The organism is Streptomyces solincola (assembly GCF_002982015.1).
Taxonomy (GTDB): Bacteria; Actinomycetota; Actinomycetes; order Streptomycetales; family Streptomycetaceae; genus Streptomyces; species Streptomyces solincola.
Map to the genome: position 1 here is coordinate 1 of NZ_PVLV01000274.1, position 12575 is coordinate 12575.

Annotated in this window: 11 protein-coding genes, 1 rRNA gene and 1 pseudogene; 11 read left to right on the forward strand and 2 right to left on the reverse strand. The window is 74.9% G+C overall.

Annotated elements, in window-relative coordinates:
- The first annotated feature begins 125 nt into the window (after nucleotides 1–125).
- The 3 genes and pseudogenes from rrf (at nucleotide 126) to C6N75_RS18155 (ending at nucleotide 2315) form a co-directional block, all read left to right on the forward strand.
- Nucleotides 126–242 (forward strand): 5S ribosomal RNA (gene rrf / locus C6N75_RS18145).
- Nucleotides 243–599: 357 nt separating this feature from the next.
- A pseudogene (locus tag C6N75_RS32120) lies at nucleotides 600–1175 on the forward strand (hypothetical protein); the annotation flags it as partial.
- Between the two features lie 354 nt (nucleotides 1176–1529).
- Nucleotides 1530–2315, forward strand: coding sequence for a tetratricopeptide repeat protein (locus C6N75_RS18155; protein WP_105869952.1), 786 nt, complete (start codon nucleotides 1530–1532; stop codon nucleotides 2313–2315).
- Between the two features lie 66 nt (nucleotides 2316–2381).
- On the opposite strand, the gene C6N75_RS18160 is transcribed toward C6N75_RS18155, so the two are convergent.
- On the reverse strand, nucleotides 2382–3698 hold the full coding sequence (locus C6N75_RS18160) for a DUF1015 family protein (RefSeq protein WP_105869953.1): 1317 nt from the start codon (nucleotides 3696–3698) through the stop codon (nucleotides 2382–2384).
- Nucleotides 3699–3729: 31 nt separating this feature from the next.
- On the opposite strand from C6N75_RS18160, the gene C6N75_RS18165 reads away from it, so the two are divergent.
- The 4 genes from C6N75_RS18165 to C6N75_RS18180 all read left to right on the forward strand — a co-directional run bounded on the left by C6N75_RS18165 (nucleotide 3730) and on the right by C6N75_RS18180 (nucleotide 7932).
- Nucleotides 3730–4746 carry an HAD-IIA family hydrolase gene (locus C6N75_RS18165; RefSeq protein WP_105869954.1) on the forward strand — a complete coding sequence of 339 codons (1017 nt, stop codon included), beginning with the start codon at nucleotides 3730–3732 and terminating at the stop codon, nucleotides 4744–4746.
- A gap of 86 nt (nucleotides 4747–4832) precedes the next feature.
- Nucleotides 4833–5891 (forward strand): FecCD family ABC transporter permease, encoded by a 1059-nt coding sequence (locus tag C6N75_RS18170; protein WP_105869955.1) that lies wholly within the window; start codon nucleotides 4833–4835, stop codon nucleotides 5889–5891.
- Nucleotides 5888–6931, forward strand: a complete 1044-nt coding sequence (locus tag C6N75_RS18175; RefSeq protein WP_407703240.1) for a FecCD family ABC transporter permease — start codon at nucleotides 5888–5890, stop codon at nucleotides 6929–6931. The genes C6N75_RS18170 and C6N75_RS18175 overlap by 4 nt, the downstream gene beginning before the upstream one ends.
- Nucleotides 6932–6993: 62 nt before the next feature.
- Complete coding sequence (locus C6N75_RS18180; protein ID WP_105869956.1) at nucleotides 6994–7932, forward strand: ABC transporter ATP-binding protein; 939 nt, start codon at nucleotides 6994–6996, stop codon at nucleotides 7930–7932.
- On the opposite strand, the gene C6N75_RS18185 is transcribed toward C6N75_RS18180, so the two are convergent.
- Nucleotides 7880–8227, reverse strand: coding sequence for an SCP2 sterol-binding domain-containing protein (locus C6N75_RS18185; protein ID WP_105869957.1), 348 nt, complete (start codon nucleotides 8225–8227; stop codon nucleotides 7880–7882). The genes C6N75_RS18180 and C6N75_RS18185 overlap by 53 nt on opposite strands.
- A 42-nt stretch (nucleotides 8228–8269) precedes the next feature.
- Between C6N75_RS18185 and C6N75_RS18190 the strand changes: the two genes are divergently transcribed.
- From C6N75_RS18190 to recN, 4 genes are all read left to right on the forward strand, one after another.
- Nucleotides 8270–8572 carry a hypothetical protein gene (locus C6N75_RS18190; protein ID WP_105869958.1) on the forward strand — a complete coding sequence of 101 codons (303 nt, stop codon included), beginning with the start codon at nucleotides 8270–8272 and terminating at the stop codon, nucleotides 8570–8572.
- Nucleotides 8573–8579: 7 nt separating this feature from the next.
- Nucleotides 8580–9395 (forward strand): TlyA family RNA methyltransferase, encoded by an 816-nt coding sequence (locus C6N75_RS18195; RefSeq protein WP_105869959.1) that lies wholly within the window; start codon nucleotides 8580–8582, stop codon nucleotides 9393–9395.
- Between the two features lie 29 nt (nucleotides 9396–9424).
- A complete protein-coding gene (locus C6N75_RS18200; protein WP_105869960.1) occupies nucleotides 9425–10354 on the forward strand; it encodes an NAD kinase in 930 nt (309 codons plus the stop codon).
- Nucleotides 10355–10518: 164 nt separating this feature from the next.
- Nucleotides 10519–12246, forward strand: coding sequence for a DNA repair protein RecN (gene recN / locus C6N75_RS18205; protein WP_105869961.1), 1728 nt, complete (start codon nucleotides 10519–10521; stop codon nucleotides 12244–12246).
- Nucleotides 12247–12575: the final 329 nt, after the last annotated feature.

A 12575-nucleotide genomic window follows, 5' to 3' on the forward strand; every position in this document is an offset into this window, starting at 1 on the left:
ATAGGCCGAGGGCTTGTCCTCAGTTGCTCGCGTCCACTGTGTTGTTCCCGGGTTGCGAACAGTCGCACCGGTAGCACCACTTGTTCAATTGAAAAGTGTGCTTGTTCGCTAGAACCCTTTAGGGTTTCGGTGGCCATAGCGTTAGGGAAACGCCCGGTTACATTTCGAACCCGGAAGCTAAGCCTTTCAGCGCCGATGGTACTGCAGGGGGGACCCTGTGGGAGAGTAGGACGCCGCCGAACAATCTTTCAAGGACCCTTGGTCCCAGCGTTCACGCTGGGACCAAGGGTCCTTTTTGTTTTGCACCTCGAACGACAGGAGCCATGTCGATGTCCACCAATTCCTCTGACGACCGTCCGGAGCGCGAGCCGCGTCGTAGGGACGGTGGCGAGCGGGGCGGCTTCCGTCGAGACGACCGCGCGCCGCGCCGCGATGACAACCGCCGGGATGACAGCCGCGGTGGCGGTTATGGCCGGCGTGACGATCGGCCACCGTTCCGCCGGGACGACCGCGACCGGGGTGGCTACGGCCGCCGCGACGACCGGGACCGGGGCGGGTTCCGGCGCGATGACAACCGTGGCGGTGGCGGCGGCGGTGGCTTCCGTCGCGATGACCGTCCCTTCGAGCGGCGTGACGACCGGCGCGACGACCGCCGGGACGATCGCCGGGATGACCGTGGCGGCTTCCGCCGGGACGACCGTCGTGACGACCGGGGGCGGGATGACCGCCGTCCGGGAGGCTTCCGTCGGGATGACAACCGTGGTGGCGGCTTCCGTCGGGACGACAACCGTGGCGGCGGATTCCGGCGCGATGACAACCGTGGCGGCGGTGGCGGCGGTGGCTTCCGTCGCGATGACCGTCCCTTCGAGCGGCGTGACGACCGGCGCGATGACCGTCGAGACGACCGCCGGGACGATCGCCGGGATGACCGTGGCGGTTTCCGCCGGGACGACCGTCGTGACGACCGGGGCGGCTTCCGGCGCGATGAGCGCAGGGACGACCGCCGGGACGACCGCGGGGGCTTCCGCAGGGACGACCGGCCGTACGAGCGGCGTGACGACCGTCGGGACGACCGGCGTGATGACCGTCGGGACGACCGGGGCGGGTTCCGCCGCGATGACAACCGTGGCGGCGGATTCCGGCGTGGGGGCGACCGGCCTTCGTTCCCCCGGGATGACCGGGCCCCGCGCCGGGACGACCGGCGTGACGAGCGCCGGGATGATCGGCGTGACGACCGGCGGGATGACCGGCGGGGTGGGTTCCCGCGGGACGACCGCATGCAGCGACGGGATGACCGGCGCGATGACCGTCGGGACGACCGGGGTGGTTACCGCGGGCGGGACGACCGTTCGCGGGGTCCGCGTCGGGATGACCGGCGCGACGACCGGGACCGCGGTGGCTTCCGCGGGCGTCCGGACCGTGCCGGCGGCGGCTTCCGGCGGGACGACCGGGACCGGGACCGCGACCGGGAGCCGATCAAGCGGCTGCCGATCCCGGAGGACGTCACCGGCAACGAGATCGACCAGGATGTGCGGCAGGAGCTGCTGAGCCTGCCCAAGACGCTCGCCGAGGACGTGGCGAGGAACCTGGTGATGGTCGCCCGGCTCATCGACGAGGACGCCGAGCAGGCCTACGCGTACTCGCGGATCGCGCTGCGGCTCGCCTCGCGGGTCGCCGCGGTGCGCGAGGCCGCCGGTTTCGCCGCGTACGCGACGCAGAAGTACTCCGAGGCGCTGGCCGAGTTCCGGGCAGCGCGCCGGATGACCGGCAGTGTCGAGCTGTGGCCCGTGATGGCCGACTGCGAGCGCGGCATGGGTCGTCCCGAGCGCGCGCTGGCAATGGCCGGCGAGCCCGAGGTGCAGAAGCTGGACAAGGCCGGCCAGGTGGAGATGCGACTGGTCGCCGCAGGGGCGCGCCGGGACATGGGGCAGCTCGACGCCGCCATCGTGACCCTCCAGAGCCCGGAGCTGGCCTCGCACTCGGTGCAGTCGTGGACCGCGCGGCTCCGTTACGCCTACGCGGACGCGCTGCTGGCGGCGGGCCGGGAGCCCGAGGCCCGCGAGTGGTTCGCCAAGGCGCTGGAGGCGGACAAGGACGGTTCGACCGACGCCTCCGACCGGCTGGCGGAGCTGGACGGCGTCGAGTTCGTGGACGCCGAGGACGAGCACGTCGAGGACGAGCCCGCCGAGCGCGTCGCGGACGCCGAGGACGCAGTGGTCGCTGACGCGGCGGCCGCGGACGTCGAGGGCGACGCGGCCGCGGATGGCTCGGCGGCCGGTGAGGTCGTGGACGGGCCGGCGGACGAGCGGAGCTGACCGCAGGGCCGGTGAGCAGGGAAGGGGCGGTGCCGTGTGGCGCCGCCCCTTCTGCGTACCGCGGTATCAGTCAGCGGCAGTGTCGGTGTGCAGGCTGCGCAGGACGAGGCCGGTCGCGGGCTTGGGGCCGAACGACGTCGACTTGCGGGGCATCATCACGCCCTGGCGGGCCAGGTCGCGGACGGTCTCCTCGTGTACCGGGTGCAGCAGGACGGCGGTCGCGCCGCGTCGCTCGGCCTGTTCGACGGCCGCCGCGGTGTCGTGGATGTAGGTGATGTCCTCGGGGGCGTCCGGGACCCGCCAGACGTGTTCGAGAAGGGTGTGGTGCAGGACGGTGGCGTCCAGGGCGCGCCAGGCTGGCGGCTGGTCGGCGGGCACGGTGGCGGCCAGCAGGTCGGGGGAGGGCCGGTCCACCAGGTGGAAGCGGCCCGCCCCGGCGAGGAGGAAGGCGTTGCCGGCGTCGGCCGCGGAGGCCAGGGCGTCCAGTGCTGCGGGGAGCGGGGCGTCGAGCGGGCGGACGCGGAAGGCCCCGTCGAGGGCGGTGAGCGCGGCCAGGGCGCGGTCGGGGGCGAGCCGGTTGAGCAGGCGGTGGATGGCGCGTACCCGCAGCGGGTAGCGGGCGGTGTCGATGAGGAGCACCAGGCCGTAGTCCCAGGGGCTGGGGGAGGGGTGTTCGGCGCGCAGCCGGAGGTAGGTGGCCCAGCGGTGGTGGCCGTCGGCGATCAGGGCCTGGTGGCGGGCGAGTCCCGCGGTGACCTCGGCGAGGTCCGCGGGATCGGTGACCGCCCAGAGGCGGTGGGCGACGCCGTCCTCGGTGGTGGTGGACAGCAGAGGGGCGGTGGCGGCGGTGCGCTCGACGACGGCGGTCGCGCCGCAGGCGGTGGCGTCGGCGGCGGTGGCGTCGCCGCGGTAGGTGAGCAGCAGCGGGTCGAGGTTGGCGGCCGTGGTGCGCATCAGGGAGGCGCGGTCCTCGACGATCGGGGCCATGACGTCCTCGTGGGGGAGGACGACGCCTTCCTCGGGGGCGGAGAGGGCGAGCGCTCCGATCAGGCCGCGTTGCAGCAGGTCGCCGTCGCGCTGCTCGTATACGTAGAGGGCGGGCCGGTCGTCGGCGGCGAGCACGCCCTCGGCGAGCCAGCTGCGCAGCGTGTCGGCGGCCTGCCGGCCGCGGGCGTCGGGGGTGGCCGCCTGCGGGAGGATCAGCCGGACGATGTTGTGGGGGTCGGCCGACTGGAGGTGGTGCAGGCCGTCCGGGCGTACCACGACGTCGTACGGGGGTGAGGTCACCGCGGCCAGACTGCCGACCCGTTCCGGGACGTAGCGCAGTCCGCGGAAAGGCTTCAGGTGGAGCCCGCCGTCGGCCGCAGGACCTGTCGTCGTCATCCCCGCATCGTATGTCCGTGCGGGGGGCGCGGTGGACCGGCCGCGCGGGAGCGCGACCGCGCTGAGCGAGGCGTACGACACCGCGCTGCTGGACCTGGACGGCGTGGTGTACGCCGGCGGTGAGGCGATCGCGCACGCGGTGGACGCGCTGGCGGCCGCCCGGGACGGCGGGATGCACCTGGCGTATGTCACCAACAACGCGCTGCGGACGCCGGACGCGGTCGCCGGGCACCTGACCGAGCTGGGGGTGCCGGCCGCCGCCGAGGACGTGATCACCTCGGCGCAGGCGGTGGCCCGGCTGGTCGCCGAGGAGGTGCCGGACGGGGCCCGGGTGCTGGTGATCGGCGGCGAGGGGCTGCGGGTGGCGCTGCGGGAGCGCGGGCTGACCCCGGTGGAGTCGGCCGACGACGATCCGGCGGCGGTGGTGCAGGGGTACGGCGGACCGGACATGCCGTGGTCCAGGCTGGCAGAGGCGGGGTACGCCGTGGCGGCGGGGGCGCCGTGGTTCGCGTCCAACACCGATCTGACCATCCCGAGCGGTCGGGGCATCGCGCCGGGCAACGGGGCGGCGGTGGAGGTGGTGAGGATCGCGACCGGCAAGGAGCCGAAGGTGGCGGGCAAGCCGCTGCCGCCGATGCATCGCGAGACCATCCTGCGCACCGGGGCGAAAAGGCCGCTGGTGGTGGGGGACCGGCTGGACACCGACATCGAGGGCGCGGTGGGCGGCGGGGTGGACTCGCTGCTGGTGCTGACCGGGGTGACGGACGCGGCAGCCCTGCTGGCCGCCGTGCCGAAGCACCGTCCGACGTATGTGGACGCGGATCTGCGCGGGCTGCTGACCGGGCAGCCGGAGGTGACCGGGTCGGCGGACGAGGGCTTCGCCTGCGGTGGCTGGACCGCGCGGGCGGCCGGGGAGGCGCTGGAGCTGTCCGGGGACGGCGAGCGGCTCGACGGGCTGCGGGCGCTGTGCGCGGCGGCCTGGACGCGGGGCGGGGACGGGGCGTGCACCCTGGACGCGGGCAAGGCGCTGGAGCGCCTTGCGGAGTGAGGCCGCTGGCGTCTTGCCAGGCGCCCTCTCCCAGGGGCTGCCGGGGGCTTTCGGGCAGCGATGAAAGCTAGGCTAACCTTACCGGCGTGTTGGTCGACAGTCCCCCCAGCAAGCAGAGCGCGGACGCCGGCGGCGGCGCGGTACGGCCGCGAGGGCGTCGCTCGGCGCGCGCGGCCGGGCTCGTGCTGTCCCTCGTCGTCCTGCTGCTCGTCTGTGTCGCGAGCATTGCCGTCGGAGCCAAGCCCGTCCCCCTGGCCGACGTGTGGCACGGCCTGTTCCACTACACCGGCACCGGCAACGACGTCCTGATCAGAGACCTGCGGGTGCCGCGGACGCTGATGGGGCTGATGGTCGGGGCGGCCCTCGGGCTCTCCGGCACGGTCATGCAGGCCCTCACCCGCAATCCGCTCGCCGAGCCGGGGCTGATGGGCGTCAACGCCGGGGCGTCGGCCGCCGTCGTCACCGCGATCAGCTTCTTCGGCATCACCTCGCTGACCGGATACGTGTGGTTCGCGCTGCTGGGCGCGGCCGTCGTCTCGGTGGTGGTGTACGTGCTCGGCGGCAGCCGGGCGGCCACCCCGGTGCGGCTCGCGCTCGCCGGGACGGCGGCCACCGCCGCGCTGTTCGGCTACGTCAACGCCGTACAGCTCCTGGACTCGGTGGCACTGGACCGGCTGCGGTTCTGGATCGTCGGCTCGCTCTCCAACGCCGACCTGGCGACCATCCGCCAGGTCGCGCCGTTCATCGCGGCCGGGGTGCTGCTCGCGCTGCTGATCGCCCGTCCGCTGAACGCCATGGAGATGGGCGACGACACCGCCCGCGCGCTGGGCGCGAACCTCACCCGCACCCGGCTGCTCGGGGTGGTCACGGTGACCCTGCTGTGCGGGGCGGCCACCGCCGCCTGCGGCCCGATCGTCTTCGTCGGACTGATGGTCCCCTACCTGGTGCGCGCCCTGACCGGCCCCGACCTGCGCTGGATCCTGCCGTACGCGGCGGTGCTGTCCCCGGTGCTGCTGATCGGCGCGGACGTGCTCGGCCGGATCCTGGTGCGCCCCGCGGAACTCCAGGTCGGGATCGTCACCGCCTTCGTCGGCGGGCCCGTCTTCATCCACCTCGTACGCCGCAAGAGGATGGCCCAGCTTTGATCACCCGTACCAGCAAGGCACTGCGCGCCCCCGGCGGGCTGTCGGTGCGCTACCAGCCGCGGGCCACCGGCGCGGTGCTGCTGCTGATCGCGGTGACCGCCGCGGTCGGCATCGTGCTCATCGGCAGCGGCGACTACCCGATCTCGCCGGCCGAGGTCGTCGCGACCCTGATGGGCGACGGCACCATGGCCCAGGAGTTCGTCGTCCAGGATCTGCGGCTGCCGCGGGTGCTGGTGGCGATCCTGGTCGGCGCGGCGCTGGCGCTGGGCGGCGCGGTGTTCCAGTCCATCTCGCGCAACCCGCTGGGCAGCCCCGACGTCATCGGTTTCGGACAGGGCTCCGCGGTCGGCGCGCTCACCGTCATCGTCCTCTTCCACGGTGGCCAGAGCGCCGTCGCGGCCGGCGCGGTCGTCGGCGGGCTGGTCACCGGCGTGTTGATCTACCTGCTCGCCTGGAAGCGCGGAGTGCACGGCTTCCGGCTGGTCCTGGTCGGCATCGGCGCCGCCGCGATGCTCACCGCGGTCGTGCACTACCTGATCACCAAGGCCGACCTGGTCGACGCCACCCGCGCGGTGCTGTGGATGACCGGCTCGCTGGACGGCCGGGACTGGACGCAGTTCTGGCCGCTGCTGGCCATGTGCGCGGTGCTGGTCCCGCTGGTGCTCGCCTTCGGACGGCCGCTGCGGATGCTGGAGATGGGCGACGACTCGGCGTACGCGCTGGGGGTGCGGGTCGAGCGGGTACGGCTGACACTGATGTGCGCGGCCGTGCTGCTGGTGTCGGCCGCCACCGCCGCCGCCGGGCCGATCGTCTTCGTCTCGCTCAGCGCCCCGCAGCTGGCCCGCCGGCTCACCCGCGCGCCCGGACCCAACCTGGCGGCCTCCGCCTGCATGGGCGCGGCCCTGCTGCTGGCCGCCGACTGGACCGCGAGCAACGCCTTCGGCGACACCGAACTGCCGGTCGGCGTGGTCACTGGCGTGGTCGGCGGCGTCTACCTGCTGGCGCTGCTGGTCACCGAGCGGAAGGCCGGCCGGATATGAGCCGCGGTCACCAGCCCGCCCCGGGCCACCCTTCGAAGCACGACGACGCCAGGAGCACGTCCATGGAGCGCCAGCAGCGTACGGACCGCCCCGCCACCGCCCCGGGCGGTCAGCGGCTCAGCGCCGACGCGGTCACCCTCGCCTACGAGCAGCGGGTCATCGCCCGCGACCTCTCGGTCGAGATACCCGACCACTCCTTCACCGTCATCGTCGGCCCCAACGCCTGCGGCAAGTCCACCCTGCTGCGGGCGCTGTCGCGGATGCTGAAGCCCACCGAGGGGCGGGTGCTGCTGGACGGGCAGGCCATCCACTCGCTGCCCGCCAAGAAGGTCGCCAAGACGCTGGGGCTGCTGCCCCAGTCCTCGATCGCGCCGGACGGCATCACCGTCGCCGACCTGGTGGCCCGCGGCCGCTACCCGCACCAGAGCCTGCTGCGGCAGTGGTCGCCCGAGGACGAGGCGATCGTGCAGGAGTCGATGGCCGCGACCGGGGTCGCCGAGCTGGGCGAGCGGTACGTCGACGAACTGTCCGGCGGGCAGCGCCAGCGGGTGTGGATCGCCATGGCCCTGGCCCAGCAGACGCCGCTGCTGCTGCTCGACGAGCCGACCACATACCTGGACATCCAGCACCAGATCGACGTGCTCGACCTCTGCGCCGAACTGCACGAGACCCAGGGCCGCACCCTGGTCGCCGTGCTGCACGACCTCAACCACGCGGCCCGCTACGCCACGCACCTGATCGCGGTACGGGACGGGGAGATCGTCGCCGAGGGGCCGCCGTCGGAGGTGGTCACCGCCGAGCTGGTCGAGCGGGTCTTCGGGCTGCGCTGCCAGGTGATCGCCGACCCGGAGACCGGCACCCCGCTGGTGGTGCCCGCCGCCCGCCAGGCCCGCGCGGCCGGGCGCGCCAAGGCCGCGGCGGCCCCGGAGGCCCTGCGGAAGCAGGGGGCTAGAGCAGCGAGCGCAGCCGGAGCAGGTCGCGGAAGCCGGCCTCCAGCCTGACCCGGCCCGACGCCCAGGCGCGGGCGAAGTCGAGCTGCCCGTCGACCAGCGCCACCAGGTCGTCGCCGGTCATGGCGAGCCGGATCTCCGCCTTCTCGCGCGGCGGCCCGTCCAACCGGTCCTGCACCAGGATCCGGCCGTTCACCAGGCGTCCGGTGAAGGTGGTGTCCAGGTCGGTCAGGTGGCAGCTCAGCGCCCGGTCCATCGCGGCCGCGGAGCGCACCTCGCCGTCCGCCCGCCGCAGCGAGTCGGAGAGCTTGTCCAGTGCGCTGCGGCACTCCTCGATCGTGGCCATCGGACCGACGGTACCGCAGGGCTTCGCGGTAGCGTCGGGCCCATGGACGACGACCTGACGCCGGACGCGGCACCGGACGGGGCCACCGGACGGGAGGAGCCCGGCGGGCCGGCCGCGCTGGGGGTGGAGCGCACGCCCACCGGGTACCCCGCGGTGGACGCGGCCCTGCACAGGCTGGCGGACGCCGACCACCTCCCGGCCGACGGGCACCTGGCGGTGTACGAGGATGTACACCGGGAGCTGCGGGAGGCGCTGGCCGCGCTGGACGCCCGTCCGCCCGGGCCCCCGGCGCCGTCCGCACCCACCGGGCGGCCGTCCCCCTCTTCGTACGACCACAGGAGCTGAACCGAACGTGGCAGGAGTGGCACGCCGCCGTCTCGACGCCGAGCTGGTACGCCGGAAGCTGGCCCGCTCCCGGGAGCACGCGGGCCAGCTCATCGCGGCCGGGCGGGTGAGCGTCGGCGGCGCGGTCGCCGCCAAGTCCGCCACCCAGGTCGAGACCGCCGCCGCCATCGTCGTCGCCTCCGACGACGCGGACCCCGACTACGTCTCCCGCGGCGGGCACAAACTGGCCGGGGCGCTGGCCGCGTTCACGCCGTCCGGGCTGGTCGTCGAGGGGCGGCGGGCGCTGGACGCCGGGGCCTCCACCGGCGGCTTCACCGACGTGCTGCTGCGCGCCGGAGCGGCCCACGTGGTGGCCGTGGACGTCGGCTACGGGCAGTTGGCCTGGTCGTTGCAGAGCGATGAACGCGTCACCGTCAAGGACCGTACCAACGTGCGCGAGCTGACTCTCGACGCGATCGGCGGTACGGCGGTGGACCTGGTGGTCGGCGACCTGTCCTTCATCCCGCTGGGGCTGGTGCTGCCCGCGCTGACCGGGGTGTGCGCGCCCGGCGCGGACCTGGTGCTCATGGTCAAGCCGCAGTTCGAGGTGGGCCGCGAGCGGCTCGGCAGCGGCGGCGTGGTGCGCAGCCCCGAGCTGCGGGCCGAGGCGGTGCGCACGGTCGCCGGGCAGGCCGGGGCGCTCGGGTACGGCGTCCTCGGCGTCACCGCCAGTCCGCTGCCCGGCCCCTCCGGGAACGTGGAGTACTTTCTGTGGATGCGGGCCGGGGCGCCCGCGCTCGATCCGGCCGATGTGGACCGCGCCGTCGCGGAGGGACCCCGTTGAGCTCGTCCAAAGCACTGTCGACGTCCGCCGTGCCCGCGCTCGACCCCGGGGCGTCGTCGGCTCCGCGGACCGTCTTCCTGCTCGCCCACACCGGCCGGCCGGCCGCCGTGCGCAGCGCCGAACTGGTCGCGCTCGGGCTGCTGCGCAGCGGCCTGGACGTGCGGGTGCTGGCCGCCGAGGCGGCCGACCTGCCGCTGCCCGACACCCCGGCCGTGCAGATCGTGCCGGAGGCGTCGCCGGACGTCCTGGACGGCTGCGAGCTGCTGATCGTGCTCGGCGGCGACGGGACGCTGCTGCGCGGCGCGGAGTTCGCCCGCGCCTCCGGGGTGCCGATGCTCGGGGTCAACCTCGGGCGGGTCGGCTTCCTCGCCGAGGCCGAACGCGACGACCTCGACCAGGTGGTGGACCGGGTCGTCACCCGCGCCTACGAGGTCGAGGAGCGGATGACGCTCGACGTCACCGTGCACGACGACGGCCAGGTCATGCACACCGACTGGGCACTGAACGAGGCGGCCGTGCAGAAGGTGTCGCCGGAGCGGATGCTGGAGGTGGTGGTCGCCATCGACGGGCGGCCGGTGACCGGCTTCGGCTGCGACGGCGTGATCTGCGCGACCCCGACCGGCTCCACGGCGTACGCCTTCTCGGCGGGCGGACCGGTGGTCTGGCCGGAGGTGGAGGCGCTGCTGATGGTGCCGATCGGCGCGCACGCCCTCTTCGCCAAGCCGCTGGTCACCACGCCGGACTCGGTGCTGGCGGTGGAGGTCGAGCCGCACACCCCGGACGGGGTGCTCTGGTGTGACGGGCGGCGCACCGCGGAACTGCCCGCCGGCGCGCGGGTGGAGGTGCGGCGGGGCGCGGTGCCCGTCCGGCTGGCCCGGCTGCACCACGCCTCCTTCACCGACCGGCTGGTCGCCAAGTTCGCCCTGCCGGTGTCCGGTTGGCGCGGCGCGCCGCACTGAGGCGTACGCGGACGGGGCCCGGCGCCGCAGTGGGCGGCCGCCCACCCCGGTGGGTGACATGCGGGGCCGTCGCGCGGCCGTGACCTGCCGGTTCGGCGGCGCACGGCGGGGGCCGTCGCACACCGCCCCCGGAACCTCGTAAGGTCTTCTCCGTGTTGGAGGAGATGCGGATACGGTCGCTCGGAGTCATCGACGACGCGGTGGTGGAGCTGTCACCCGGGTTCACCGCGGTCACCGGCGAGACCGGCGCGGGCAAGACCATGGTGGTGACGAGCCTCGGCCTGCTGCTCGGCGGCCGGGCCGACGCCGCGCTGGTACGGATCGGGTCGCCGTCCGCGGTCGTCGAGGGCCGCCTCAGCGTGGAACCGGGCGCTCCGGCCGCCGCCCGCGCCGCCGAGGCGGGCGCCGAGCTGGACGACGGCGCCCTGCTGATCAGCCGTACCATCTCGGCGGAGGGCCGCTCGCGGGCGCATCTGGGCGGGCGCTCGGTGCCGGTCGGCGTGCTCGCCGAGCTGGCCGACGAGCTGGTCGCCGTGCACGGGCAGACCGACCAGCAGGGACTGCTCAAGCCGTCCCGGCAGCGCGGCGCACTCGACCGGTACGCCGGCGACGGCGTCGCCGCTCCACTGCGCAAGTACACCGACGCCTACCGCCGGCTGCGGACGGTCGCCGCCCGACTGGACGAGCTGACCACCCTGGCCCGGGAGCGGACCCAGGAGGCGGATCTGCTGCGCTTCGGGCTGAGCGAGATCGAGGCGGTCGAGCCGCGGGCCGGGGAGGACGTCGAACTGGCCGCGGAGGCGGAGAAGCTGGGCCACGCCGAGGCGCTGGCCTCCGCGGCGGCGGTCGCCCACGGGGCGCTGGCCGGGGACGTCGAGGACCCGGAGGGCGTGGACGCCACCACGCTCGTCGCCGGCGCGCAGCGCGCGCTGGAGGCGGTCCGGGCGCACGACCCGTCACTGGCCGCGCTCGCCGACCGGATGGGTGAGATCTCCATCCTGCTCGCCGACGTCGCCGGTGAGCTGGCCGGCTACGCGGACGACCTGGACGCCGACCCGCTGCGGCTGTCCGCGGTGGAGGAGCGGCGGGCGGCGCTCACCGCCCTCACCCGCAAGTACGGCGGGACGGGCGAGGGCGTCGACGCGGTGCTGGCGTGGGCGGAGGAGGGCGCGGCCCGGCTCACCGAGCTGGACGGCGACGACGAGCGGATCGGCGAGCTGACGGCGGAGCGGGAGGCGCTGCGGGCCGAGCTGTCGGTGCTCGCGCAGGAGCTTTCCGACGCCCGTACGGAGGCGGCGGCGCGGTTCGCCGCCGCGGTCACCGAGGAACTGGCGTCGCTGGCGATGCCGCACGCCCGGGTCTCGTTCGCCATCGGGCAGACCGAGGACCCGGACGGGGTGGAGGTCGGCGGGCGCACGGTGGCCTACGGGCCGCACGGCGCGGACGAGGTGGAGCTGCTGCTCGCCCCGCACCCGGGCGCGCCGCCCCGGCCCATCGCCAAGGGCGCCTCGGGCGGTGAGCTGTCCCGGGTGATGCTGGCGGTGGAGGTGGTGTTCGCCGGGGTGGACCCGGTGCCCACCTACCTCTTCGACGAGGTGGACGCGGGCGTCGGCGGCAAGGCGGCGGTGGAGATCGGCCGCCGGCTGGCGAAGCTGGCCCGCTCGGCGCAGGTCGTGGTGGTCACCCACCTGCCGCAGGTGGCGGCCTTCGCCGACCGCCAGCTGCTGGTGGAGAAGACCCACGACGGCTCCGTCACCCGTTCGGGGGTCACCGTGCTGGAGGGCGAGGACCGGGTCCGCGAGCTGTCCCGGATGCTGGCCGGCCAGGAGGACTCCCAGACCGCCCGCGCCCACGCCGAGGAACTCCTCGCGGCCGCCCGCGCCGACGCGTAGGGCGCCGGCCGGCGCGGGGTAGCGCGCCGGCCCCGGGGCCGGCGGCGGGCGCTGCCCGTCGGCCCCCCGCCGGGCGGAGTGGACCCGGCTCCCGGGCGGGGTGCTCCCGGGCCCCGCGCCGGCGCGCCGGACGCCTGACGGCGGCGAGGGGCGGAAGCCGGGGCGGTCGGGCGCTACCCGTCGGCCCCCCGCCGGACGGCCGGGACCCGGCTCCCAGGCGGGGTGCTCTCGGGTCCCGCGCCAGCGCGCCGGACGCCTGACGCCGGCGGGGACGGAAGCCGGGGCGGTCGGGCGCGGGGCGCGGTCGACGGACCTGATGGCGGCGAGGG